Annotated in this window: 23 protein-coding genes and 1 tRNA gene; 9 read left to right on the top strand and 15 right to left on the bottom strand. The window is 59.4% G+C overall.

Translation table 11 applies throughout. The features are described from left to right. Window positions 1–15: 15 nt before the first annotated feature. A complete protein-coding gene (locus tag RCJ00_RS12825) occupies window positions 16–1,461 on the top strand; it encodes a DHA2 family efflux MFS transporter permease subunit (RefSeq protein WP_316222359.1) in 1,446 nt (481 codons plus the stop codon). Between the two features lie 21 nt (window positions 1,462–1,482). Here the strand turns inward: RCJ00_RS12825 and RCJ00_RS12820 are convergent, their stop codons facing one another. Next, window positions 1,483–2,514 (bottom strand): 2'-deoxycytidine 5'-triphosphate deaminase, encoded by a 1,032-nt coding sequence (locus RCJ00_RS12820; protein ID WP_316222358.1) that lies wholly within the window; start codon window positions 2,512–2,514, stop codon window positions 1,483–1,485. A gap of 79 nt (window positions 2,515–2,593) precedes the next feature. On the opposite strand from RCJ00_RS12820, the gene apaG reads away from it, so the two are divergent. After that, window positions 2,594–2,998 carry a Co2+/Mg2+ efflux facilitator ApaG/CorD gene (gene apaG / locus RCJ00_RS12815; protein ID WP_316222357.1) on the top strand — a complete coding sequence of 135 codons (405 nt, stop codon included), beginning with the start codon at window positions 2,594–2,596 and terminating at the stop codon, window positions 2,996–2,998. Between the two features lie 117 nt (window positions 2,999–3,115). Here apaG and gcrA read toward each other — a convergent pair whose 3' ends face one another. The 3 genes from gcrA to RCJ00_RS12800 all read right to left on the bottom strand — a co-directional run bounded on the left by gcrA (window position 3,116) and on the right by RCJ00_RS12800 (window position 5,661). After that, a complete protein-coding gene (gene gcrA, locus RCJ00_RS12810; protein WP_316222356.1) occupies window positions 3,116–3,655 on the bottom strand; it encodes a cell cycle sigma 70 cofactor GcrA in 540 nt (179 codons plus the stop codon). Between the two features lie 407 nt (window positions 3,656–4,062). Next, window positions 4,063–5,106: an NAD(P)-dependent alcohol dehydrogenase gene (locus tag RCJ00_RS12805; protein WP_316222355.1), complete on the bottom strand. Its 1,044-nt coding sequence runs from the start codon at window positions 5,104–5,106 to the stop codon at window positions 4,063–4,065. Window positions 5,107–5,217: 111 nt separating this feature from the next. Next, window positions 5,218–5,661: a helix-turn-helix domain-containing protein gene (locus tag RCJ00_RS12800; RefSeq protein ID WP_316222353.1), complete on the bottom strand. Its 444-nt coding sequence runs from the start codon at window positions 5,659–5,661 to the stop codon at window positions 5,218–5,220. 264 nt (window positions 5,662–5,925) lie between these two features. Between RCJ00_RS12800 and RCJ00_RS12795 the strand changes: the two genes are divergently transcribed. The 3 genes from RCJ00_RS12795 to RCJ00_RS12785 all read left to right on the top strand — a co-directional run bounded on the left by RCJ00_RS12795 (window position 5,926) and on the right by RCJ00_RS12785 (window position 7,821). Continuing rightward, a tRNA-Gly gene (locus RCJ00_RS12795) sits at window positions 5,926–5,999 on the top strand. A gap of 35 nt (window positions 6,000–6,034) precedes the next feature. Then, window positions 6,035–6,865, top strand: coding sequence for an SDR family NAD(P)-dependent oxidoreductase (locus tag RCJ00_RS12790; protein ID WP_316222351.1), 831 nt, complete (start codon window positions 6,035–6,037; stop codon window positions 6,863–6,865). 50 nt (window positions 6,866–6,915) lie between these two features. Then, the gene (locus RCJ00_RS12785) at window positions 6,916–7,821 is read left to right on the top strand and encodes a DUF817 domain-containing protein (RefSeq protein ID WP_316222350.1); all 906 of its coding nucleotides are present in this window, start codon (window positions 6,916–6,918) and stop codon (window positions 7,819–7,821) included. On the opposite strand, the gene RCJ00_RS12780 is transcribed toward RCJ00_RS12785, so the two are convergent. Genes RCJ00_RS12780 through RCJ00_RS12770 form a run of 3 tightly spaced genes read right to left on the bottom strand, consistent with a single transcriptional unit; the run spans window position 7,795 to window position 9,906 of the window. Continuing rightward, window positions 7,795–8,094: a winged helix-turn-helix domain-containing protein gene (locus RCJ00_RS12780; protein WP_316222349.1), complete on the bottom strand. Its 300-nt coding sequence runs from the start codon at window positions 8,092–8,094 to the stop codon at window positions 7,795–7,797. The genes RCJ00_RS12785 and RCJ00_RS12780 overlap by 27 nt on opposite strands. A 4-nt stretch (window positions 8,095–8,098) precedes the next feature. Continuing rightward, complete coding sequence (locus RCJ00_RS12775) at window positions 8,099–8,710, bottom strand: hypothetical protein (protein ID WP_316222348.1); 612 nt, start codon at window positions 8,708–8,710, stop codon at window positions 8,099–8,101. Next, a complete protein-coding gene (locus RCJ00_RS12770; RefSeq protein WP_316222346.1) occupies window positions 8,707–9,906 on the bottom strand; it encodes an acyltransferase family protein in 1,200 nt (399 codons plus the stop codon). The genes RCJ00_RS12775 and RCJ00_RS12770 overlap by 4 nt, the downstream gene beginning before the upstream one ends. 145 nt (window positions 9,907–10,051) lie before the next feature. Here RCJ00_RS12770 and RCJ00_RS12765 point away from each other — a divergent pair, with 145 nt between their 5' ends. Both RCJ00_RS12765 and RCJ00_RS12760 read left to right on the top strand, forming a co-directional pair. After that, window positions 10,052–10,660, top strand: a complete 609-nt coding sequence (locus tag RCJ00_RS12765) for a hypothetical protein (protein WP_316222345.1) — start codon at window positions 10,052–10,054, stop codon at window positions 10,658–10,660. Beyond that, window positions 10,660–11,517, top strand: a complete 858-nt coding sequence (locus RCJ00_RS12760; RefSeq protein WP_316222344.1) for an alpha/beta hydrolase — start codon at window positions 10,660–10,662, stop codon at window positions 11,515–11,517. Before RCJ00_RS12765 ends, RCJ00_RS12760 begins: the two co-directional genes overlap by 1 nt. A gap of 5 nt (window positions 11,518–11,522) precedes the next feature. Here the strand turns inward: RCJ00_RS12760 and RCJ00_RS12755 are convergent, their stop codons facing one another. The 3 genes from RCJ00_RS12755 to RCJ00_RS12745 form a co-directional block, all read right to left on the bottom strand. Beyond that, window positions 11,523–12,764, bottom strand: a complete 1,242-nt coding sequence (locus RCJ00_RS12755; protein ID WP_316222343.1) for a Yip1 family protein — start codon at window positions 12,762–12,764, stop codon at window positions 11,523–11,525. A gap of 144 nt (window positions 12,765–12,908) precedes the next feature. Further along, window positions 12,909–14,564 carry an MFS transporter gene (locus tag RCJ00_RS12750; RefSeq protein ID WP_316222342.1) on the bottom strand — a complete coding sequence of 552 codons (1,656 nt, stop codon included), beginning with the start codon at window positions 14,562–14,564 and terminating at the stop codon, window positions 12,909–12,911. A 173-nt stretch (window positions 14,565–14,737) separates the two neighbouring features. Beyond that, the gene (locus RCJ00_RS12745) at window positions 14,738–17,416 is read right to left on the bottom strand and encodes a M1 family metallopeptidase (RefSeq protein ID WP_316222341.1); all 2,679 of its coding nucleotides are present in this window, start codon (window positions 17,414–17,416) and stop codon (window positions 14,738–14,740) included. A 257-nt stretch (window positions 17,417–17,673) separates the two neighbouring features. On the opposite strand from RCJ00_RS12745, the gene RCJ00_RS12740 reads away from it, so the two are divergent. Both RCJ00_RS12740 and RCJ00_RS12735 read left to right on the top strand, forming a co-directional pair. Continuing rightward, a complete protein-coding gene (locus RCJ00_RS12740) occupies window positions 17,674–18,564 on the top strand; it encodes a DUF3034 family protein (protein WP_316222340.1) in 891 nt (296 codons plus the stop codon). A 15-nt stretch (window positions 18,565–18,579) separates the two neighbouring features. After that, entirely contained in the window at window positions 18,580–19,059 is a 480-nt protein-coding gene (locus RCJ00_RS12735; RefSeq protein ID WP_316222339.1) for a group I truncated hemoglobin, read from the top strand. 3 nt (window positions 19,060–19,062) lie between these two features. Here RCJ00_RS12735 and RCJ00_RS12730 read toward each other — a convergent pair whose 3' ends face one another. The 5 genes from RCJ00_RS12730 to RCJ00_RS12710 form a co-directional block, all read right to left on the bottom strand. Beyond that, window positions 19,063–20,847 carry a bifunctional protein-serine/threonine kinase/phosphatase gene (locus RCJ00_RS12730; RefSeq protein ID WP_316222338.1) on the bottom strand — a complete coding sequence of 595 codons (1,785 nt, stop codon included), beginning with the start codon at window positions 20,845–20,847 and terminating at the stop codon, window positions 19,063–19,065. An 82-nt stretch (window positions 20,848–20,929) separates the two neighbouring features. After that, on the bottom strand, window positions 20,930–22,147 hold the full coding sequence (locus RCJ00_RS12725) for a molybdopterin molybdotransferase MoeA (protein WP_316222337.1): 1,218 nt from the start codon (window positions 22,145–22,147) through the stop codon (window positions 20,930–20,932). Further along, window positions 22,144–22,713: a molybdenum cofactor biosynthesis protein B gene (gene moaB, locus RCJ00_RS12720; RefSeq protein WP_316222336.1), complete on the bottom strand. Its 570-nt coding sequence runs from the start codon at window positions 22,711–22,713 to the stop codon at window positions 22,144–22,146. Before moaB ends, RCJ00_RS12725 begins: the two co-directional genes overlap by 4 nt. A 44-nt stretch (window positions 22,714–22,757) precedes the next feature. Beyond that, window positions 22,758–24,188: a mannitol dehydrogenase family protein gene (locus RCJ00_RS12715; protein WP_316222335.1), complete on the bottom strand. Its 1,431-nt coding sequence runs from the start codon at window positions 24,186–24,188 to the stop codon at window positions 22,758–22,760. After that, complete coding sequence (locus RCJ00_RS12710) at window positions 24,188–25,714, bottom strand: UxaA family hydrolase (RefSeq protein WP_316222334.1); 1,527 nt, start codon at window positions 25,712–25,714, stop codon at window positions 24,188–24,190. Before RCJ00_RS12710 ends, RCJ00_RS12715 begins: the two co-directional genes overlap by 1 nt. Window positions 25,715–25,889 lie beyond the last annotated feature (175 nt).

The following is a 25,889-nucleotide window of genomic DNA, read 5'->3' as shown; positions in this document are numbered from 1 at the left end:
CCAGGAGATTCAGACGTGTCGAGCGCCCTTCCCTCTCCGGCGCCAGATATGGCCCAGCGTCTTTTGCCCTGGCTAGTCGCCGTCGCCTTCTTCATGGAGGCGCTGGACACCACCATTCTTAACACCGGTGTGCCCGTCATAGCCAAGTCGCTGGATGTCACGCCGCTCAGTATGAAGGCCGTGTTATCGAGCTATACGCTCAGCCTCGCCGTCTTCATTCCGATCAGTGGCTGGATGGCGGATCGTTTCGGTACCCGTCGCGTTTTCGCCGCCGCCATCGGCCTGTTTACCCTTGGGTCGCTACTGTGCGGCCTGTCGACCAACATCCATGTCCTGGTGGCCTGCCGTGTGTTGCAGGGCATGGGCGGTGCAATGATGACGCCGGTCGGGCGGCTGGTGATGGTACAAACCTTTTCCCGCGCCGATCTGGTACGCGCCATGAGCTTCGTAGCCGTCCCTGCCTTGATTGCACCAATGCTGGGGCCGCTCATCGGTGGCCTGATCGTCGACTACCTGCACTGGCGCGTCATCTTCTTCGTCAATATACCGGTAGGCATCTTGGGCGCAGCACTCGTGTGGCTGAACATGCCTGACTATCGGGGCACTACGCCCCGCCCCCTGGACGTACTGGGGCTTATTCTGTTCAGTTCCGGTGTCGCTCTGCTCTCCTATGTTCTGGAGGTCTTCGGGGAACACCGTTTGGGCCTGGGCGGCATATTCGGCCTGCTCGCCATTTCGTTCTTACTTTTGTTCGGCTATGGCATGCATGCGACAAAAACGGCCTTTCCGCTGTTAAACATGACCTTATTCCGCATACGGACGTTTGCCACCAGTGTCAGCGGCAGCTTCATTACCCGGCTGGGTATCGGCGGTGCGCCGTTTCTTCTGCCGATGCTGTATCAAGTCGGCCTGGGCCTGACACCGGTACAATCGGGCCTGTTGATCATGCCGCAAGCCATCGCCTCTATGAGCACCAAATTCCTGCTACCGCGCGTGCTGCAACGCTTCGGCTATCGCAATGTTCTGGTTTTTAATACCCTGGCGCTCGGACTTATGCTGATGATGTTCGGAACCATCGGGCGCGGCACACCGATATGGGTAATTGTCGCGCAGGCGATGGTATACGGCGGGCTGACGTCGCTGCAATTTACCAGCATGAACACCCTGGTTTATGCGGACGTCCCGCGCGATCAGTCGAGCGGCGCCAGCACCATTGCCAGCACATTACAGCAATTGTCGGTATCGTTCGGGGTGGCCGCGGCGGGCCTGACGACGATATTTTTCCTGCCAACCGAAGCCACCGCAAACCCGAGCCTGATGCTCGATGGCCTGCATAAGGCGTTTTTTGTCCTGGGCGGCTTCACCCTCGTTTCGACCCTGGTCTTCAGCCGCCTGAAACGCGAGGATGGCGGGGAAGAAGCCGGTGAAAAAGACCTGCATCTGGATGAAGCCAAGGGATAGCCGGCCACCGGCGATATCCGCCTACCAGGGCTTGAAATGCTTGCTGAGCTTGAGACCTTGCTTCTGGTAGTTGGAGCCTAACTGACCGTACAGCTTGTCCGGCTTGGCCGTAAGGGGTTGATAAACCAGACGGGCGACGGTCTGGCCATCTTCGAGCAGGAAAGGCGTCTCGTGGCAGCGCACTTCCAGCACCCCTTTCGACCCCTGGCCGTTCGCCTCTTCCGTACCGAAACCGGGATCGAAGAAACCGGCATAGTGAACGCGGAATTCGCCGACGCCGGGATCGATCGGCAACATCTCGGCCGCCTCCATCACCGGAATTTCCACATTGGTCTTCGAGGCCAGGATATAGAATTCGCCCGGATCGAGCAGCAGTTCGCCGCCGGCCTGATACAGCGGTTCCCAGAATTTCTTCGGATCATGGCCCGCGATGTGATCCAGGTCGATAATGCCGGCATGGCGCCGCGCACGGAACCCGACCAAATCGCCGGTCAGATCCACGCCGCAGTCACTGGTACGCAAGACCTGCGATTGACCGCGTTTCAAACGGAGTTGATTGAGGCGCGTCCCCGAGCGGGCCAGGACCGAAAAGGTCTGGGGCGCGATTTCGAGATAGAGGGGGCCACTGTAACCATCGGCAACATCATCGAATTGCGAGCCGAAATCCGATAGCAGGCGCACGAAGACATCGACGCGTCCGGTCGAGGATTTCGGATTGGCGCGCGCGCTGATGCCCTGGGGCAGGTTCAGGCTTTCCTTGAGTTCCGCGATGTAGACGCAGCCGGATTCGAAGACCGCGCCGCGCGTCAGATCCATCTCATGCATCTGAACGTCGCGCAGCCGATCCGCTACCTTACGGCCGCGCGGCAGGAAGGAGGCCCGCACCCGCCAGGCGCGATCACCGAGGCGCAGATCGATACTGGCCGGCTGTATCTGATCGGCGTCAAAGGCATCCGCGCTCATGACCGCACAGGAGTCGGCCAATGCCGACAGGCTTTGCATAGGCAAAATGCCCTGGGGTTCGGCGTCATCCAGGGGAACAGGCTTGAGCATTGCGGCGTAAATCTCTTTTCTTACAGGGAATGACCATTTAAGAGAGCTTCCACGACTCAGCAAGTCATTATCACCGGCCATGTTCTATCAACACACCAGTCACGACATAACCATCCGCGTCGAAGTCGATTACGTGCCGCCCGAAGACCACGGTGCGGAAACGGGTGCACCTCGCTATGTTTGGGCCTATCACATCACCCTGATGAACGGCGGCGACGAAACCGTGCAGCTCAAGACGCGCCACTGGACGATAATGGATGCGCGGGGACATGTCGAATACGTAAACGGCCCGGGCGTGGTGGGCGAAACCCCCATTCTGAAGCCACACCAGACCTACACCTATTCGTCCGGTTGCCCGCTGCCCACCCCATCCGGGTCGATGAGCGGCTATTACATGTTCGAAGACGAACACGGACGTCCGTTGAAGGTAATCATTCCCACCTTCTCGCTCGACCTGCCCAACACCCGACGCACGCTGAACTGACAGCGCCCGAGATGCCAAACTCCGAGACGCCAAACTCCGAGACACCAGACAGCTATACTAAGCAAAAAACCCCGCAGCCAAAGCTGCGGGGTTTTTGATGATCAGTTGCAAATCGCTTTACAGGTAACGGCGCAGAGACCGTGATAAATCGGTGCCGCCATCGCGCTTCTTGGCCTTTTGCGACGGCTGATAGGCGACGCGGGCGTGTTCGACGCAGTACGGCGTGCCGTCATCGGACCGGCGGCCACAGAAGGAGAAGCTGTCGGACGACGGATCACCGATCGGCCACTTGCACATCTTGGCGCCCAGAGTCAGCACGGTCGCGGTGCCCGGCTCTTCGACATAGGGAACGATCGGCTGGCTGATAACGGGACGCGTGGCAACGGGTTCGGTACGGCGCAAATTCGACGGCACGGCGGGGCGGTCCGACGCATGGACGGCCGGACTGGCTGCCGCAGGACGTGGCGGACGGGCCGGTTTGTACAGAGGGCGGGTCGGCTGCGACGGCGCCGCGCGGCCGGACAGGCCGAGGCGATGCACCTTGCCGATAACGGCATTGCGCGTGACGCCACCCAACTGTTTGGCGATCTGGCTGGCGGAATGGCCTTCCTGCCAAAGCTTCTTCAGGGTTTCAACGCGTTCGTCGGTCCAGCTCATACTCTCACTCTCCCATGCTATTCCATCTTACTTGCGGTTCGAAAGCATTCGAAACACAAGATATAGATTTGCCCAAAGGGACCTGATCCCCAGCCATCAACAGATGGTAAACGAAATGTTAAAAACCGCAATATATGGTGTGGAGCGAATTTAAGACTGTCCACACATATCTAGATGTTGTGTTTTTATAATCCACATATGTGGATAACCGCAGCCGGTGTCGCCGCGAATTCATTTCATTTTCGAGGAACAATCGCCGTCACTGCCTTTTGCAGCAACGGTTGCGGCGGAGCGCCTTGCGAACGCCCCGGCGGATACCGGCGCACTTAACGGTAAGCCGGAATCAAAACGGCGGCCCTGTGCAGGGGCCGCCGCCGATATCACTTAGATGGGGAATCTTTCAGCAATTACAAGCTGTTCATGTCGATCGTGAAACGATACTTGACGTCCGACTTCAGCATCCGCTCATAGGCGGCATTGATGTCCTTGATATCAATGACCTCGACATCCGAGGTAATGCCATGCTCGGCGCAGAAATCGAGCATTTCCTGTGTTTCAGCGATACCCCCGATACCCGACCCCGCCAGGCGACGGCGCGCCATCAGCAGTGGGAAGGCATGGACCGACATCGGCTTTTCCGGTGCGCCAACCAGGCAGAGGGTGCCATCGCGCTTCAGCAGCTCCAGATAAGCATTCATATCATGCTCAGCCGAAACGCAATCGAGAATGAAGTCGAAGGATTGTGCGTGCGCCGCCATTTCATCGGCGTTTTTCGAAATCACCACTTCATTAGCGCCAAGACGTTTCGCATCCTCGACCTTCGACGCGGAGGTGGTGAACAATACCACGTGCGCACCGAGGGCATGGGCGAATTTGACACCCATGTGGCCCAGGCCACCCAGACCGACGATGCCGACCTTCTGGCCCGGTCCGACCTTCCAGTGGCGCAACGGCGACCACGTCGTGATACCGGCGCACAGCAGCGGCGCGGTTGCCGCCAGATCCAGCTTATCGGAAATACGCAGGACGAAGCCTTCGTATACCACGATACTTTTTGAATAGCCGCCGTGGGTCGTGCCGCCCAGATGCTTGTCCGGAGAGCCGTATGTCTGGATGTTGCCGACTTCACAATACTGCTCCAGTCCCTCCTGACAATTGGAACAGGTGCGGCAGGAATCGACCATGCAGCCGACGCCGACGAGATCGCCCTCTTTGAACTTGGTTACGGCCGCTCCCACCTTAGACACGCGGCCGACAATTTCATGGCCCGGCACGACGGGGTAGCTGCTGAATCCCCATTCGTTGCGTGCCATGTGCAGATCGGAATGGCAAACACCGCAATAGAGAATATCGATCTGTACGTCTTCGGGCGTCACATCCCGGCGGTCAATGGTAAGAGACGCCAACGGCTTGTCGTGGGCGGGCGCTGCGTAGGCTTCGCATCGAAACATGGAGATATCCTGTAAAGGGGGGAGTTCACTCTTACAGGTGGACCTTGGCGGCCGCTTTACAAGGCCGCGCCTGCGACTTGCGCACAGGTTTCACGTCTGAACGTGTCGCCTTTAGGCAGATGCCTTTTTCGTCGCATCTGACTCGCATATATGTGCTGTCTGCGCGTGGCACATGCCCTGCATGCTGATCAGCATCAGTCGGAGCCGGTTTTCAGGCAGACGCGTCAAGGTATCGAACAGCCTGGGGTGCAAAGCGTTGAGGGCACGGGCGTCCGCCATCCACCGCGGTACATATTCCCCACCACGCGTTTCCCTCGATCGTTTACCGCCAGTGGGCAGCAGGCTTTCGGGTGTACAATCAAGCCCCCGGCAGATATCGAGCAGTTCAGCCACAAGCAGCGGCTCGACGCCGGATTCATAAGACTGGAGCCGTGTCAGACCGATGTTCGTCATTTCCGACAATTCCATCTGGGATAGCCGCAAGGCTTCCCGACGGGCGCGAATATTACGACCTACTGCAAAATTGACGCCAGACAGCGCCGCCCCTGCGGACATCGGTGCCCCTCCAAATCTGTCGAAGATGGCAAACACACCAACAACCCAAACCGTGTGTCCGCCCCCCTCTCAATCAAAGCGAGAAACATTAACAAACGTATAAAACTAGGTGCAAGCGATACAAAAATCGGTGGACGATGTACCTGTATGCGACCACAGGCCTTGGCTCGCGGAGCGTATTCCGCTCGCCAGAAACGCATCGGCGCTGTTGACGGCGCGGCACAGGTCGTGGCATTAGCCAGGTCTGCCTCGGACTCTGGACAGGCGGGTGTAGCTCAATGGTAGAGCAGCAGCTTCCCAAGCTGAATACGAGGGTTCGATTCCCTTCACCCGCTCCAGATCAAAATAGCGGGCCTGTTCAAAAGGCGACAGCATGAGTCACCCCTCCTTCAAATCTGGCAACAGGGCTCTCATCACCGGCGGCGCTTCCGGCATCGGCCTGGCTGCCGCCAAGCGGTTCGCAGCCATGGGCCTGACCGTTCACCTCGTCGATCTGGGCCAGGACCGCCTAAAAGCCGCCAGCGAAGCCATAGCCTTCGATGTCCGAACGCCGCATGGTGTGGTGGCCATCGAAGCCGATATCAGCGACCGCGACACCCTTTTCGATCTGGCGCGTGATTTCCAGGACATCGACATTCTGATGAACAATGCCGCTATCGGTCCGGACAGTTCGGTGCTGAACGGCGACAACTGGCAACGCACGCTCGACACCAATCTGGGCGGCGTCATCCATGGCACCCAGGCTTTTGCCCCCGCCATGGTCGCCCGCGGAAAGCCCGGCCTGATCATCAATACCGGCTCCAAGCAGGGCATTACCACGCCCCCCGGCAATCCGGCCTACAATGTCTCGAAAGCCGGTGTGAAGGCGTTTACCGAAGCGCTCCAGCACGAATTGCGCAACGGCCCCAACGCCACCGTGACTGCGCACCTGCTCATCCCCGGCTTTGTCTGGACGGGGCTGACGAAAGGCGACCGCGCAGACAAGCCGGCTGGTGCATGGACGCCCGAGGAGACTGTCGATTTCATGCTGGACGGCATCGGGCGCGGCGACTTCTATATCCTGTGTCCCGACCATGATGTGATACGCGCTCTCGATGAAAAACGTATAGCGTGGGCGGCCGGCGATATCATTCACAATCGCCCGCCCCTGTCGCGATGGCATCCCGACTATGCCGACGCTTTCAAGGCCTTTCTCGACACCTGATATGGTCCGTGTCAACATCGCCTCCATTATCGAGATGAAGTGGCCCCGACATGCCCAGTATGAGTGATGCCATCGTCCATCCCCTGGCGCCGTTTCTGCAACCGGTGCGGCAGCTGATCCGTGGCACATTGCGCCGCCTGCCCGCGCCGTTGGCGGAGTTCATCCTGTTCGGCCTGAAGATGGCCTGGTCATGCCTGTTCGGCGCGGGGATGCTGGGGCTCATGATCCTGACCCATTGGGTCTGGCCCGCCAATGCGCCGGTTTATCGCTACGATTTTCTGCTGTTCGCCGCCCTTGTCATCCAGGGTTTATTGCTATGGACGCGGCTTGAGACCGTCGATGAAGTCAAGGTCATCTTTCTCTACCACGTGACCGGCACGGTGATGGAAATCTTCAAGACCCACATGGGGTCCTGGACCTACCCCGAAGGTTCGGTCTTTCATATCATGGGCGTGCCCCTGTTCACCGGCTTCATGTACGGCAGTGTCGGGTCGTTTATCGCGCGATCGATCCGTGTGTTCGACATGCGGTTTTCGCATTATCCGAAAGCGTCGCAGACCTATCTCCTGGCCGTTGCCATCTATATCAACTTTTTCAGTCACCATTTTATCTGGGATTTCCGCTATGCGATCTTCGCAGTGACGGCGGTGATGTTCTGGCGGTCATGGATCTATTTCCGCGTCGACACAGCCATCCGGCGCATGCCGTTTCTACTGGCCGGTACGCTTACGGCGTTCTTCCTGTGGTTGGCGGAAAATATAGGCACCCTCACCCACACATGGAGCTATCCGGGCGCCGCCTGGCATATGGTTTCGATCCAAAAGATGGGCGCTTGGGGCCTGCTGCTGATTATCAGCTTCGTCACCGTCACACTCATTTTCAAGCCGAAAGCCCCGGAAGATACCCCCAGAAGTGTAAGAACGAACGATCTAACGGCGTTCGACCAGTTGCGCTAACGCATCGAGATAACGGGCGAAGGCTGTGCGGCCGGCGGACGTAATGTGCGCCCGCGTCAGCGGCTTTCGCCCCTGAAAACTTTTGACGATTTCAACATATCCCGCCTCCTCGAGCTTGCGCAGATGGACAGACAGATTACCCTGCGTGGCTTCCAGCACATTTTTGAGCTCGTTGAAATCGGCGGCCTCGGCATCCATCAAATAGGCCATGATCCCCAGGCGCAGGCGCCCGTGGATGGCATCGTCCAGCCGATTGATGTCAAAGCCTGCCATGTCTCTACTTTTTGGCCAGCTTCATCATGGTCAAACCCGACCCGGACATGAGAACGATCAGGGCGATGCCGATAGCCAGTACATAATGCGGACTTTTTGCCAGGACACCTAGCACCAGCGTGGTGATGAACCAGCCAGCAGACACACCGGCCAGCCATATCTTCTTGCGGATCATGTAGGCCGTATACCAGACGGCACCCTGTATGGCGCAGATCACCACGGGATAGAGGGCCCAGATCAGGAAACTCTTTTCGTTCAGCGCCCAATAGCCAAAGACAACAACGATAAAGCAATTGGCGAGGCCGGCGCTGCCGAAGGCGGCATTCAAGGCGCGTGTCGCGACCCCTTTCGGTCCCTGCTTGCGATCGCGCCACATGACCCATCCGACCAGAGCCAACAAGGCCACTGTTGGCAAAATGGCGGCCGACAGATGTCCGAACGTGTTCAACCGGATCAGCTTGACCAGATCGGCCCACTGGACCAGACATTGCAGCCCGTAGAAGAGGCCCGCCCCCAGAAACACGATACCGCCGGACATTTCTGCCCGGCTGCCTTCGCTGACGAGACTGCGCATAAAGGCGAGATCAGCCTCAAACGTGTCTTTCTTCTCGCTCACGCCGTCACCTCCTGCGCTCGTGTTTTCGATTTGCGGCGGCGGCCGTTGAGAATCGCCCCGACGAAACTGTACCGTACCATAGTTTGATAGGTCGCCAGACCGATCATCACCGTCACAAGCAAGACGCCCGCGAATTTCAGCTCAGCCGGCGCCGGCAGATCCCTGACGGCCAGTTGCAGCCCCATCACCACGGGAATATGGATGATATAGACCCAATAGGAGGCGTCCGACAGATAGCGCAATACCGGATTTTCCCGCTTCAGGAAGGCATGCGCCGCGCCGATCAGGCCCAGCGCCCATGACCATCCCGTCAGCAGGTAAAGCGCCAGATAAAGCGGGTGCGCACTGCCCTTGACCGGCACAATGACAGGGACCGATCCGACCACGGTAAGACAGATGACGGTGCCGAGAACGGCGGTAGGCAGATAGGCCCACCAGCGGGCAGCCAGATGACCGAGCAGATCGGCGTTGCGATGCAGGAACCAGCCGAAACCGAACGCCGTCAGATATCCCGCCAAGGCCGGGCTATTGATAATCAGACCTGTGTCGGCGGTCGGTATGCCGAACCAGGGCAACCAGGACGGCGAGACATAAAGGGCAGCAAAGGCCGGCACGATCAACACGGCGCCGATGAGGTCGCTTCTAACCAATGGACGCAGAACGGCATTGAATATACGTTCCACCGGCCCGCCTGCGCGCGTGATATCCCCTAACAGCTTTGCAACGACCGCAATCGCGTAGAACCACAACAACGCATAGAGAAACCACAGATGCGTCAGCGGCACCGTACTGGCCGTCAGGCTGGGCGGTGGGGGTGGCGGTGCCCCCGCTGACCCGGCCGCTGGCGCATAGGCCATCACCATCACGGTCACGATCGCCGCGAAAACCAATGGCCAGAACAGGATAAAGGGTATGCCGACCCGGATCAGGCGATTTTTGATGAAACCGCCCAGGCCACGCTTGTCCATAAGCATGTGAGCGAAGAATCCGGCCATGACAAAAAAGGTCGTCATGCGGAACATGTGGATGACATAGAACAGAATACCAAGACCGGGTTCGGAACTGGCATCCTTGATAACCCAGACCTGCGGTTCGAGAAAGGACATGCTGGCGTGCAGGGCGACGCCCAGCAGCAGGGCCAGTCCGCGAACCGCGTCGAGATCGTGAAAACGGGGTGAAGTATATTCAGCAGCCATGACCGCCTCCTGAGGTGAAGGGGCGCCGCCCCAATACCAAAAACAAATATATCAACAAGTTTGTTTTGTAAACCAGTTTGAAACACGACCGCCTTGCATGAGCCGGATAAGCCCGCGATACTCGCTGATAAACAAGGGGATTGAGATGTACGGCGATACGAGAACAGGACCCTGGGCTGTCCTGCTGTTCCTCACAGGCACCGATTTCCTCCTGTCCCTTCTCACCCTGACAGTCTCCATCAATGCCGGTTGGCCCGCATTTCACGATAGTCCGCCAGGTTTCGACGAATTATCTGGCATGGCAATGGCCGTCTGGAGTGCCCAAACACTGGTCCGCCTGGTCATGCTGGGGCTGATGTCGGCCTGGACGGCCCGCCTCTCGGCCAATGCCCGGCGGGTTGGCAAATTTCCGGTGTCCGCGCCATGGGACTGGATCGGCTGGTTCTTACCGGTTGCGGGGTACTGGCTGCCGGTGCGTCCCATCCTTGCCGTCAATCCACTGAAGAACCACCCCCTGATCCTGGCTTGGTGGTGTACGCGTCTGCTGACCTGCCCGAGCGGGTCTATTGTCCTCTCACTAACTGTCATGAGTTCGACGCAAAGAGGCGGCAATACGGGCGGCGTCTCGATGGATTGGATAGGATGGCTGTCCCTGGTCGGCTTGGTGTCAAGCGCGCTGGCCGTGCCTATGTTGATTGCAACACAACAAAATCAGCCAAAACGAGGGAAGGTGAGCGTAGCGAGGGTATTTTGATGACTTTGCGCTTTCGACTTTTATGGGTTGCCCTATTGGGTCTTCTGGCGACAGCTTTCGCGGCATGGCTGTGCGCCGCCGGATATCTGTACATCAATCAGCGTCAGATCTTGTATGCCAACAAGGCCGATATCGACGCGCCCGACATTCGCGGCCTCCCCATAGAAGACGTCCGCATCCGAACGCCGGACGGCGAGACCTTGCAAGCCTGGTACGAAGCGCCCAAGCCCGGCCAGCCGGTTATCCTGTTCCTGCACGGGCAAGGGGCCAGCCTGCATAACGGCAAATGGCGTTATGTCAGGATGCACAAACAGGGCGTCGGCTATCTGGCGCTGGCCTATCGCGGGTTCTCTCAATCGACCGGCACGCCGAGCGAAGACGGGCTCGAAATCGACAGCCTCGCGGCCTATGACTGGTTGAAGGCAAAGGGGTTCAAGGACAGCGACATCGTGATCCACGGCCATTCCCTGGGCACCGGGCCGGCAACCTACCTGGCGACGCAACGCCCTGCCCGCGCCCTGATCCTCGAAGCCCCCTTCACCGCCGCCAGCGATGTCGGTGCGGAACGCTACCCCTATATCCCCGTCGCGTTTCTCATGAAGGACAAATTCCTCAACCGCGAACGGATCGGCCACGTCCACATGCCCGTCCTGATCGCGCATGGTGACAGGGACAGCGTCGTGCCATTCAGCGATGGCGAACATCTGTTTGCGCTCGCTCGTAGTCCAAAAGTGTTCGTCCGGATGCGGGGATCGGAACACAATACCCTGACCCACGACGGCGTATACCCGTATTATTGGAGGTTCTTGGGATTGCCGGAGACAGACGTCGATCCGGCAATCCACTTAAGCAAATAGCTCGATCAGCGTGTCAGGGCGACAGCGCGGTTGACATCTATGGCGCTGGCCAACGATTTGAGCGTGGCCATGTCGACATTGTCGCCGTCGACCTCGACCGAAATACGGCCGCCTTCCGTCACCATGGTGTAGGAACCATGTTTCGAGCCGCCATCCCATTCCTCGGTCACCAGATTACCGTTCTCATGGCTGACCTTTTCGTAGCCGGTGGCGCTGCTCGATGAGGAGTTGACATTAATCGCCGCCGCCATGGCGCCTAAGCCGGAAATGCTGCCCAAATCGCTGACCTTTACCCGAACCGTGCCGCCGTTGACGGCATAGGTGCCTTCGGCGGTCGAAACCGCCACACCGCCAACGCCGCCAGAGCTGGTGTTATCGTTGGTCCGGGCAGCGCCCATGTAGTTGGCGGGAATCAGGCTCAGCAAAGCGCCCGCGTCCGCCAGCTTGACAGTGGTTTGTCCGTTCTGGGTGGCGGAGGCCTGGGCGACCATCTGATCGGCGGCGGCTTGAGCCTTGCCGAGATCGATGGTGCCGCCCGGCACGGTCACGACGCCCGAAACGTGGCTGTTGGCGGCCAGGGGATTGACACCGCCCGTCGCCAAAAGTGCCGTGGCGGAAACGGCACCGACGATCGCCTTGATCACGATGGCCAGGACGATGTAAACAACAGCGGTGACGATCATGTAGACAATCGTCTTGTCCGGCGGGTTCTTCATCAACTTCGGCAGGCCGAGATAGAAGAGATAGATGCCGTAGAGTCCGCCGAGGATGGCCAGCAGGCCGAGCGTGGGAATGATGAGGAAAATCGCCGCGACCCACCCGGCGGTCAGGCTGTAGGTCGCCAGCTTCAACGCCTGTATGAAGTTCTTCTGCGCATTGAAACTCGGCGCCAATCCGTCGATGACAAGCGCCACGACATAAACCAGGGCCAGACTTAGGACATAGGTGACGATGGCGTTGAGCAGGGCCGAAATCGGTGAGGCGTGGAACGATACGAAGCCCGGTATGCCAAGGCCGAACACCACAGACCCTATGGCGCTGGCGATGGGACCGATCGCGGCCAGCGGAATGATGTAGCTGGTATAAAGCTGCCGGACAGTTGGATTTTCACCCTCGATAACGTCCCAGGTCGGCAACGGTTTCAGCAGGATCGCCTGGACACGTTCGATCAAGTTGTTAGGGTTTTTCGGATTGGCAAAAGGATTGGGATCGGGGGCCTGAACGGTGGGGGGAATATCATCAGCCATGTGTGTCGCCCTTTGAAATGAAAGAAATACGCGGCACTGAACGGGACGAACACATATGGTTTCGTGCCCAAGGCCAGACGATGGCCAAAAAAAGACCCCCGGTCAATCAACCGGAGGCCCTTTCAACTCAACGTTTTCGTGAAGCTATTCTTTGAAATCGACGTGGCGGTTGTCCTTGACGGTCAACAAGCCGATGACGGCGGTCACCGCCGCGATGCCGATGGGATACCATAGGCCGTCATAAATCCCGCCGGTCGCGGCCACGATGGTGAAGGTGATAAAGGGCAGCAGCCCGCCAAACCAGCCATTGCCGAAATGGTAGGGCAAGGACATGGCGCTGTAGCGGATACGCGCCGGGAACATCTCGACCAAGGCCGCGGCCATCGGCGCATAGACCATGGTGACCAGGATGACGAGCAAGGTTAGTATGCCGATGCTTTTCGGATAGTCGATGGCGGCATTATCTGCCTTGGCTGGATATCCCGCCGTCTTCAGGGCACCACCGACGGCCTTTGCGAAGTCGGCCTGGGCGGCTTTCAGCGCGTCACCGCTCAGGCTCTTGCCTTCGAAGGATGGAATAACCGTCTGGCCAATTCGCACACTGGCCACCGTACCGATCGGCGCGGCTTCATTGCTGTAGCTGATACCGCCCTTGGCCAGATAGGACTTGGCGATGTCGCAGGATTGCAGGAACTTGGCCTTGCCCACCGGATCGAACTGCACGGCGCACGCCGCCTGATCCGCGACCACCACCACCGGAGACGCCTTTTGAGCGTGTTCCAGCGCCGGGCTGACCGCGCCGGTCAGCATCTGGAACAAGGGGAAATAACCGATTGCGGCCAGGACCAGCCCTGCCAGGATAATCGGCTTGCGGCCGATACGGTCGGACAACCAGCCGAAGATGATGAAGAAGGGCGTACCGATCAACAGGGCCGCGCCGATCAACCAATAGGAGGTCGCCAGTTCGACGTGGAGCATTTTCTGCAGGAAGAACAGGGCATAGAACTGGCCGGTGTACCAGACGACACCCTGACCCGCTACCAGGCCGAACAGAGCGATCAAGACGATCTTGAGGTTGCTCCATTTCAGGAAGGCTTCGCTGAGCGGCGATTTCGACGTGCGCCCCTCGTCCTTCATGGCCTGGAAGACGGGGCTTTCATTGAGCTTCATGCGGATCCAGATCGATACCAGCAGAAGCACGATCGAGAACAGGAAGGGCAGACGCCACCCCCAGGCCTTGAACGCCTCCTCGGACATGTAATGTTGCGTTACGCCAATGGAGACGAGCGCCAGCAAAAGACCCAGGGTCGCCGTGGTCTGAATCCACGCCGTCATCTGGCCGCGCTTGTTGTCCGGCGAATGCTCGGCGACATAGGTCGCAGCGCCGCCGTATTCACCGCCCATGGCCAGGCCCTGAACCAGGCGCAGGCCGATCAGGATGATGGGTGCGGCTATGCCGATCTGAGCATAGGTCGGCAGGACACCGACCAGGAAGGTGGACAGCCCCATGATGATCATGGTGACCAGGAAGGTATGCTTGCGGCCGACCTTGTCGCCCATGCCGCCGAAAACCATGGCGCCGAACGGGCGGACGATGAAGCCGGCGGCCAAAGCCAGCAACGCGAAGATGAAAGAGGTGGTCGGGTTAATCCCTTTCACTTCAAAAAAGTGCGTGCCCATAATGGCCGCCAGAGTGCCGAAAATATAAAAATCGAACCATTCGAAGATGGTGCCGAGCGATGACGCCCCGATCACCAGCCACATGGATTGCTTTTGCTCACCCGCCTGCGCGTTAGCCATTGATGTCTCTTCCCATATTCGGCGCGAATTTTATCTTCGTCACCGTCCCGCCTTTGAGCGGTTGCTCTCATTATTGCAAAGTCATGGCACAGGGTTGCCGTTGCGACAATAAAAAACCCTCGTCACGCGTGACGAGGGTTTTTTATCTATCTGTGTGGTCGGCCCGTCCGGCGTTATTGCGCCGTTTTGAAGGCCTCGGCGACTTCACCGGTCTTGGCATCGAGCAAGACGTTGCATGTCCGCATGCTTTCCAGCATCCGGTCGAACGACAGTTCACCACGTCCGGCGGCCTTGACCTTTGCGCGCATCATCTGCTCGACCTCATCGGCCTTGGCGGCCGAACAATAATGGCCCGGCAGAGCCGCGATACGGCCGGCGGAGAAAATGCCCGCGCCGGCGGAGAAGCTTTCATAGTTGGCCTTCAGCCAGTCATAGGTCATGTCCCGTGTCGCCGTGGCGCTCATCAAACCGCCGATCAGGACCAGCTTGTCCGCGTTGCGCAGGCGCGCGTCACTCAAAGTCCCAAACACCCAGGTCGCCGTATCCGGTTTGGCGCCGGCAGTGACCGCACGCAGGGCGGCGGATCGATCGCCTTCGTCCTTAGCGGTCAGGGCACGCTCCAGCAGGCTCTTGGCCGCAGGCAGGCCACCTTCATCGACATAGACTGTGTAGGCAAGGCCGCGATAACCTTGGTCCAGTGCCGTCAGGTCGCCGCCCATATAGGCCGTCGCAGCGTCACTCAGTTGCTTGCGCACCGTCGCATCGCGGGCGTCGTCAGCCATCAGATCGACCAGGCTATGCCGCAGCTTGGACCGGTCAGGCGCATCCGCACTATAGACACCCGCCTTCGGATCGAAGCCCAGGGCGGTCAGGCGCGGACCGTAAATGCTGCCCATAACGCGGCGATAGTCGGTTTCGGCCGAAGCCGGCACGATACCGCGTTCGTGAAGATAAGCCAGATTCTCGCCGCCAACCACGGCCACATTCGAATCCGGGTTTGTGCTGAGCAGACGCGCAGCCTTGATCAGCTCGGCCGCCGGCAGCTTGCCCGCGTAGAACTGGCCCCACAGGCTGTCAACCGTGGCGACCCCTTCAGGGCCAGACAACTTATCACCCGTGGCGAGCAACAGATCCCAGTCCTCAACGGCCAGGTTGAAGCGATAATAGCCGGTGCCTCCGGCATTGGGCATGAAGGCGCCGGCCTGATCCTGGCCCAGATTGCCGTGGGGTTCCTTCAGCAGCGCACAGCCGACGTCTTCACCGCGGCGGATACACAGCGGAATCGTCCAGGTCTGCGGCGTCAGGGTCGTGCCAAGACGGGCATAGCGTTCCTGGCTAGCGACCAGCCAACCGCCTTGACGGGTAAAGCTGACAACCGGGAAGCCCTGCTGGTCGACGAAGCTCTTCATGGACGCCAGGACGCCCGGATTTTGCGCGGCGTCGGCCAAGGCGCCGAAGAAATCTTCCGACGTAGCGTTGCCATAGGGATGGCGTGACATGTGCAGACGGACACCGGCCTTGAAACGCTCATCGCCGAGATAGCCGGCAATCATCGAAACGACCTGTCCACCCTTGCCATAGGTGATCTTATCGAACGCAGAATCGATTTCGCCACTCGTCGCGATGGGTTGATGGATGGGGCGGCCGACCTTTAGCGCATCGTCGGTCATGGCTTCGAAGCCTTCCTTGACCGCACCGACGCCGATGTTCAGTTCCGGCCGCCATTCGTTGCCGATGCGGAAGCCCATCCAGTTGGCGAAGCTTTCGTTGAGCCAGATGTCATCCCACCAAGCCGGCGTCACATAGTCGCCGAACCACTGATGCGACAACTCATGCGCCACGACCATGCCGAACGCCTGCTTCTGGGTCGTCGGGGCACCGTCTGCCAAGAGCAGGATATTGTCGCCATAGATATCGATCCCGGCATTTTCCATGGCCCCCGGCATGATCGGCGACGCGACCTGATCGAGCTTGGGATAAGGGAAGGCCTGACCAAAATAGTTTTCCAGGTGCTCGACGATGGCCGGGGTTTCATCCAGCGCATATTTCAGCTTGGCGGCATTCGGCTTGGTGGCAACGATACGGATCGGCAGAGGGTGGTTGCGATACTTGTTGGGCGGCACCACACCTTCGGCGGTGACGAACGGGCCCACGACAAAGGCCATCAGGTAGGTCGGCAGTTTTTCCGTGCTGTAGTACAGGTGCTGAAGGAGCTTGTCGGCCTTGACCACGCCGTCCTGCGGCGCGTTGGTCAGGGCGACCAGATCGGGATCGGTCGTAATCGACACGCGGAACGGCGTCTTGAAACCCGGCTCATCGAACGATGGGAAGGCGGCGCGGGCATCGATGGATTCGAACTGCGACCAGACATACCATTGGCCATCGACCTGAACGCGGTACAGACCGGCGGCATCATTGGCGAACGGTGCATCATAATCGAACACGAGGGCGATATTGCCGGCGGGAACGGCCTTGGCAAAGTCGACACGGGCGACGCCCAGGTCATCGACCTGGGTGTATTTGGCATTTATCGTCTTGCCATCGACCAGGGCGACGACCTTTGACACCTTCAGATCGCGGCCATGCAGGTACAGCGACTTGGTCTCTGCCTTGACATTGACATCGATTTCGACATGTCCGGAAAAACGCGGCTTGGACGGGATGATGGTCAGGTCCAGCTTATAGGACAGGGGGCGAGCCGCATCGGACAGCTTGCCCTTGGGCGCATTGGCGTCTGGCACAATGGCAACAGCGGCGGCAGGCGCGGCCTGGACCAGGGCGGGTGTAAGGGCAGTAGAAGCCAGAAGCAGGCCAGCGGCGAGCAGGCCGCGTTTCAGGAAAGCAGGGCGCATGATGTGTCCGGGTTGCGCGCAAGGCGGGTTAGGCGACCCGGAAGCCCTTGCGCAGATAATTAAACGAGAAACCAGTTGGCACGGTTAGCACAGCCCCGCAAGCCGGAAACATTACATTTTTGTAAGGTGAAAATCGGCCGATTTTCCGCCGCGAATTCGCTAAACCGAAGCATTTCTGTGAAAAACCGACCCCATAAAGCAAGCCTTAAACAAGTTCAGGCACGTATTTTGCCAATGCGCCACCATGGGACCACCTATTGAAAACCGTATTTAGCCGGATGGCAATCGCCGCCAGTTTCGTCTGTGCCAGTTTCGTCTATGCAGGGAGCACTCACGCCGAAGATTTTTTCACCTATGCCAGCGGCAAGTTGCTTCTGACCGGCGGCGTCAGCCAGGTCGAAGGCGCGGCGGGTGGCGGTCTGACGCCGTGGGCGGTTATCGGTAGCTACGGTAGCCGTGGCCAAACCGGCGCCAATGCCTATTACACCACTATCGGCACGCAAGACTACAAGATCACCTCCTATGGCGCGCTGATCGGCATTCATGACCGCGTCGAGCTATCCTATGCCCGTCAGGATTTCGACACCCAGCAGGTCGGTGCCGCGCTGGGCCTGGGCGCCGGCTACACCATTTCGCAGGACACCATCGGTGTGAAGGTCAAGCTGATCGGCGATGCCGTCCTGGAGCAGGACAGCTGGTTGCCGCAAATCGCCGTCGGGGCGCAATTCAAATCCAATAAGAATGGCGACCTGGTCAAGGCCCTGGGCGCACGAGATGATCAGTCTACGGACTATTATATCAGTGCGACAAAGCTGTTGTTGGCGCAAGGCATACTGCTCAACGGCACCTTACGCGCCACCAAGGCCAACCAGTTCGGTATTTTGGGGTATGGCGGGCAGGACAACGCCTACCACCTCCAGGCCGAAGGCTCGGTGGCATATCTCCTCAACCGGCATCTGGCGGTCGGGGCAGAATTTCGCACCAAGCCGGACAATCTCGGCGTTGCCAAGGAAGGCGGCGCCGTAGACATCTTCGCGGCTTACGCCCTGAACAAGCACCTGTCGCTTACCCTCGCCTATGCCGATCTCGGCAATATCGTCACGCGCCGGCAGTCGGGGCTATACGTCTCCCTGCAGGGCGGCTTTTAAAGGATGCGCGCCACCATGAAATCCGTCTCTTTAGGGGTTATGGCCGGCATGCTGCTGTTCTGTTCGGTGCCCGCTTTCGCTCAGACCTATCCGGCTTCGGCACCCAGCGCCGCCACCGCCCCCGTCATTTCGAGCGATGGCAAGCTATATGGCGACTTTGGCGGGCATGACGGTCTGGTCGCACTGATGGACGACTTTATGGTCATCCTGCTGGCCGATCCGCGCACCAAGGACTTTTTCGTCGCCGTGGATCAGACACGTGTCAAGTGGGAACTGGTGTCGCAGTTCTGCCAGATCCTGGGGGGCGGCTGCACCTATACCGGCAAGGACATGAAAACGGTGCACGCCAAGCTCGGTGTTCACCAAGCGGATTTCCTGGCCCTGGTCGAAGACCTCCAGATTGCCATGGACCGGAAACATATTCCGTTCCGGGCGCAAAACCAGCTTCTGGCCGCCCTCGCGCCGCAACACCGCGACGTTGTCACCGAGCCATAGCCGTCAGCCGAACGGCTTGGCGAGTTTGTCCAGAACCTGATGCGTCCAGGCCGGTAGCACAATATCCGTCCGCGCGGTCGCGATCGACACGGCTAGGCAGATCGCCAAAATCAGGCTGATACCGCGCCAAATGCCCACCTGGTTACGGCCCACCCATGAATGTTTGCGGAAGAAGTCCGGTTCAGCGCCATAGGTGCCGGTTTCCAGCTTAAACGCCATTTCAAATCCGTCCTGGAAACGGTCGGCCGGATTCGGCGCCAAGGACTGAAGGATCAGGCTGTCGAGCCAGGCCGGTAGGTCGCTGCGCTTGCTGGTCAACCGCTCCGGACGGTTGAAACGCGGCGTCTGGCCGGTTTCAATCTCGCCGAACGGATAGTCGCCGCCTGTGAACATACGATAAAGCGTCACGCCCACCGCGAATATATCCGATCGTTCATCGCCAGGCTTGCCGTCGAACAGTTCCGGCGCCTTGTAACTGGGCGTACCGGGCACGAAGAGCGCATCCTTGTCGATGCCGGGAATGCGCGCCACGCCCAGATCGACCAGCTTGAAACCACCATCGGCCATCAAAATGATATTTTCCGGCTTTACGTCGCGATGGATGATGCCTGCGCGATGCAGCGACCCCAGCGCCTTGGCCAGCTTGGTGCCGATGGCGACCCCTTCCTCCAGCCGCAGCTTCGGCGCGCGATTGATGCGGTGCTCCAGGGTTTCCCCGACATAGTAAGGCTGGGCGACATACAGGCAGCTCTGGCGACCGGGCGCCAGGTCCAGCACCGCGCCGATCCACATATGCTGTACCCGCGACGCCACCCAGGCTTCGCGCATGAAGGCTGAACGCGCCGATGTTTCCGACCCGATGGTGTGCGGCTTGGGAAATTTCAGCACAACGTGCGGACTGATGCCGGCGCGGAACTCCCGCTGGTCGCGCGCGCGAAACACACGACTATATATGCCGTCAGCCAGTTGCCGTTCCAGCTTGAAGCCGTCGATGGTTTCGCCGACAGAGGGCGGCTCGATCATGGGCAGCTTGGCGATGGCGAGATTAAGATCTTCGATGGTGGCGGGCGGCAGATCGATAATGTCGATCACCATAGCCGTGGCATTGTCGTCGCCGCCGTGCGCGATGGCCGTCGATACCAGCCGCTGCGCCGTTTCATCCGGAGAGGCGCGGCCATCCAGCAGGGTTTGAATCTGCGCCTGGCTGACAAACCCATGCACGCCGTCCGAACACAACATCAAACGGTCATGCGGCAGTATATCGTGCGCGCCGTAATCAATGCGTATGGCTTCTTCGGCCCCCACGGCGCGGCTGATGAAATTGCTGCCTTCCGCCCCCTCGGGCTTATGATCCTGTGTCAGCAGTTCCAATTGGCCTTCGCGCAGTCGATAGAGGCGCGTATCGCCGACATGAAAGCTGTGCAGTCGCCGTCCTTTGATGACGATGCCGGTAAAGGCGGCGCACATCCCTTTCAGCGCTTCGTTTTTCTGCCCCTCGCGGAACAGCCAGTAATTTATGCTTTCCAATGCGCGCGCCGCCGTCTTGCGCGGCGACAGCAACTCCGACTGACCAAGGTAATCGTCGATAAAGGTGCGCACGGACAATTCCGCCGCGACGCGGCCCCCTTTGCGTCCGCCCACCCCATCCGCCATCGCCGCAACTGCGCCGTGGTGACGCTGACCGTCCTCCAGGCACAGGGCGGCGAAGTCCTGATTTTCATCGCGCTTGCCGATATCCGTGGCGAAGCCAGTGGCAATATCGAGCCGGGAATTGCTTTGCAGGGTCATGCCCTATGTGTGCATGCGTGAACCCGCTTCGTCCAGAGGTCGAGCGAAGACCGAATAAAATTAGGAAATGAGCGTGTCTTTTTTACAGCCGGTCGAGCGGCAGCACATCGACCCGCGCACCGGCCTTTTGCGACGGGGCATTGGCCGGCAGTCTGATCAGCACATCGGCGCGTGCGAACACGCTAACCAGGGACGAATCCTGATCGTCAAAGGCCGTAACCTGCAACTGCCCCTGCTGTGAACAGCTGAGGTGCGCGCGCAGATAGGCTTCACGCGGTCCTGCGGCCGGCAGAGGCGTCTGGCTGATGGCGGTGATGAAGGCGGGCGCCTGCGTCATCCCCAATGAGGATTCGATCCAAGGCTTGAGAAACAATTGTGCGGTTACGAACGCAGATGCCGGATTCCCCGGCAAACCCAGCACGCGTATACCATTTGTTAGAACGCCGAAGCTGGTTGGTTTGCCCGGCCTGACGGCCACGCTTTCGAAATCGAGGCTCAGTCCGAGTTTTTGCAGGGCAGGTTTGACGAGGTCGTAATCCCCTACACTGGCCCCGCCGACCGTGACGATCAGGTCGGCATCAGCCCCTTTCAGCGCCTTCTGAATGGCCTTGGCGTCGTCGGCGCGAACACCGAGATACCGCGCCTTACCGCCCCATTGTTTAATCAGCGCGATAAGGGCGTGCGAGGCCGATTCGTATATTTGATCCGCCTTCGGCTTTTCGCCCGGAAGGACCAACTCATCGCCGGTACAGAGAACAACGATTTTCGGTCGGCGATGGACGTCGAGCCTGTCGCGGCCCGCCGCCGCCGCCAGGGACAACCACCACGGATCGAGCCGGACGCCCGCTTCGAGCAATATATCTCCGGCACGAAAATCCTGTCCGGCCCGGCGGATATGGCCCTGAAGAGGATGACGCCCCTCAGGCCCGATGTCGATCACACCATCCCGCCTGGTGACATGTTCCTGAATGATTATAGCGTCACAACCGGCAGGCATCGGCGCACCGGTAAAGATGCGGACCGCCTCCCCCACGGCGACGCCGCCAGGATAAGCCCGCCCGGCAGAACTTTCGCCCACCACATGCAGCGTCAGCGTTTTCGCCTTCGGCAGAAGCGAGTCCCGCCGGACGGCATAACCATCCATGGCGGACGCATTAAATGGCGGCTGATCCCGCGTAGCAGCGACGTCGGATGCCAAAACGCGTCCAGGGCCTTTCGCCAGGACGACCGTTTCCACGACAGGCGCCAAGGCCCGAGCCCTAACCCGGTTTATGGCGTCATCAACCGTTATGTTCTTCATGTTTCGGTCAACCGTGGCATGAGTTCGACCATATTGCAGGGGCCATGACGGCTGTCGAGCTGCCAGCGAATGACCTTGTCCCAGCCATCCTTGACCGCGCCGTTCGAGCCCGGCAGGCAAAAGATGAAAACGCCATTTATAATACCGGCAAGCGCCCGCGATTGCAGTGTGGATAGGCCGACCGTCTGATAGCTGAGCATATGGAAAAGGGTCGAAAACCCTTCGATCCGCTTATTCAGCAGGGGTTCGATGGCCTCAGGCGTCACATCGCGGCCCGTTATGCCCGTCCCGCCCGTGGTGATGATGGCGTCGATCCGGCCTGATCCCACCCACGCCATGACCTTGGCGCGAATGGCGTCGATATCATCCCGCACAAGGCCGCGATCGGCCACGATATGGCCGGCGAACTCGATCCGGCGCGCCAGCACATCACCCGACGTGTCGCTGTCTTCGTCCCGCGTATCGGAAATGGTCAGCACGGCGATGCCCACCGCTTTGAACGGCCGGTCATTGTGGATACGGCCGCCACCCAAAAATGCTGTGTCGGCCTCGCTGATGTCGGTCATGGCGGTCTCCTATCCTTTCGGTTTAGGCCGCGCCCGTCATGACCTCAAGCGAAAACACCTTCTTGGGCGAGCAGACGGGTATAGGCCCCTTCAATGGCGGCGATCACTGTGCGATTATTGGCCAGGTCTTCCGGAAAGACGGAACGCAGGGCCAGGAACAATCCTACATCAGATACTACATCCTTGCAGGTCAAACCGACAGCGATCAGGTCCGTCGCCAAGGGGTCGGTAATTGCCTCCGCCTTGACCGCCTTGAGACGGACAAAGCGCATCCACGCCGCCAGCGGCAAGGCAAGGCGCGTGATGTCATGCCCGCGCTGCAACGCCTCCGACAAGGAGCTGAGGATACGTATCGGCAGCTTCTGCGACCCGTCCCACGCGATCTGGGACAGCTTGTGCACTATGGCCGGATTGCGGAAACGTGTCAGGATATCTTCGCTATAGGCCACGAGGTCGAGACCTTTCGGCGCCTCCAGAAGCGGCACGACATCCTCGATCATCAGGGCCCGGACGGTCTGCGCCAGTTCGGCGTCGTCCATAGCCTGAGAGACGCTGTCATAACCCTTGTGCAAACCGGCATAGGCCAAGGTGGAATGCGGTCCATTGAGCAGGCGCAACTTGGCGCGTTCATAGGCCGGCACATTGTCGGTCAGAATGACGCCAACGCTTGTCCAGTCCGGACCCCCGTCATGAACGTGATCTTCGATAACCCATTGCGTAAAGGCTTCGCGCTGGATCGGCCAGGCGTCTTCCAGTCCGGTCACATCGGCAACTCGGGCGCGCAGGGCATCGTCCGTCGCCGGAGTAATCGAGTCCACCATCGTGCAGGGACACGCCAGACCGGCGTCGATCCAGTCTGCCAGACCGGCATCGAACCGCGCCGCGAAGGCCACGACCGCCGCCTTCAGGCGATGACCGTTTTTCGGTAGATTGTCACACGGAATGAGAACGAACGGCTTCAGTCCTGCCTGTTTACGGCGGCGTAGCCCTTCGGCAACATAGCCGATAAACGATTTTGGTGTTTGCGGATTCGCGAGGTCATAAATAATGTCCGCATGCTGAAAATCGAGCGCGAAATCAGGTCCGAGGCAATACCCTTTTTCCGTCACGGTCGACGTCACTATGCCAACCGACGGGCGCGTGAGGCGCTCAAACACGGCTTCGACATCTTCCGGCCCGACCAGGACTTCACGGATGGCGCCGATCACGCGATAGCTGATCTCGGCATCAAGAATGGCCAGGGTATAAAGGCCATCCTGCGGCGCCAAGGCATCGCGAACGCCAGTCGAATGGAGCGAAACCCCGCAAATCCCCCACCGTGTGTCCGTAGCGGCCAAGGCGTCGAAATAGGCCGCCTGATGGGCGCGGTGAAAAGCGCCCGGCCCGAAATGAACCACACCGATGTCGAGGGAAGTCGGATCGTAGGCAGGCTTTGCAGCGCGGGTCGCGGATACCGTGGCAAGAGACAAACGCATTAGAGGGTCACCCCATTTTTCCAGATGGCGATTTCGCGCTCATCGTTCTTTTCGTTACAGGCCGGCTGTCCGGATGCGGTTTTCAGGATCAGATCCATCAGCTTATCGGCGGTCTGACCAATGGTCAGACCTTCCAGAACTTGTCCAGCATTAAAATCGATCCAATGGGGCTTTTTCTCGGCCAGCGCGGTATTGGATGCGATCTTGAGCGTCGGTGCCGGAAAGCCCAGAGGCGTCCCCCGCCCTGTTGTGAACAGGACGATTACCGCGCCCGCCGCCGTCAAGGCCGTGGACGAGACCGCGTCATTGCCGGGCGCCTCCAGTAGCGACAGGCCGGCCTCGCGCGCCCGCTCCCCGTAGCGCAGGACCGAATTCAGGGGACTGTGCCCGCCCTTCTGCACTGCGCCGAGCGATTTTTCTTCCAGGGTCGTAATGCCCCCCGCCTTGTTACCCGGCGACGGATTCTCAAAAACCGGCTGATTGTGCGCAAGGAAGTAATTTTTGAAGTCGTTGACGACGTCAACCACCTGATGAAACACCTGCTCGTCCTTGGCACGCGCCATCAATTGGCGTTCGGCACCGAAGATTTCCGGAATTTCGGTCATGATGGCCATGCCGCCAGCGAAGGCAACGCGGTCGGCGACCAACCCAACCAACGGATTGGCCGTCAGGCCCGAAAAGCCGTCTGATCCACCGCATTTGACGCCGATGGCCAGGTCCCGGACCGAGCAGGTTTCGCGTTGATCCCGTTCGATTGTGCCGACCAAGGCTTCCAAGGCTTCCAGACCGGCTTCATGTTCGTCTTCGACCATCTGGGCCGCGAAATATTTCAGCCGGTCAGCCGACCGGTCGATCTCCTGGATCAAGGCGGACAACTGGTTGTTTTCACAGCCCAAACCGACGATCAGAACGCCGCCCGCATTGGGATGCATGGCCAGGCCGGCCAGCAGTTTTCGGGTGTGATCGAGATCGTCACCCAGTTGCGAACACCCGAGCGGATGGGTCAGAGCATAAACGCCGTCGACCCGACCTTTAAAGCGGTCAGAGGCGATGCGCGCCAGGCGTTCGGACGTCTTGGCGACGCAGCCGACGGTGCAAAGAATCCAAATTTCGTTACGGATGCCGACCCCGCCCCAACTGCGCCGATAGCCCTGAAACGTCGCCTCTGTCAGGGCGGGCACGGTTGCCGGGGCATCCGGCTGGTAGCTGTAATCTTCGACACCGCTAAGCGCCGTGACCAGGTTATGGGCATGAACATGTTCGCCGGCGGCGATGTCGCGTGACGCCTTGCCGATGGCGAAGCCAAGTTTCAGAACGGTCTCACCGGCTGCCATATCCCTGACGGCGATCTTGTGCCCCTTGGGGACATCGTCTCGCAAGGTGACCGCATAGCCATCACCGGCGATCTCCGCTCCGGTTGGCAGGTCGTTCAGCGCGACCGCAACGGAATCACGCGGGCTAACGCGCAACCATTGCAACGGCGCGGCTTCATTCAAACCCGTACCTCCGGCCTGATCGTCTGGCATAAAAACTCTTCCATCAAAAAGAACGTGCATGCACGCCCGACTTACATTATGATACCGGTGTCACGGAGCACGCAAATATACATCAGGAGACTGACGTTTGACGCTCATGACAAAAATAAACGACACAGGCCTGTCAAAGGCCTGTTCAGCGGACAAAAAGCCGTTTACCCGCGCT

This window comes from Asticcacaulis aquihabitans, from assembly GCF_032490435.1.
GTDB lineage: Bacteria > Pseudomonadota > Alphaproteobacteria > Caulobacterales > Caulobacteraceae > Asticcacaulis.
This window is presented reverse-complemented; position numbering and strand designations above follow the sequence as displayed.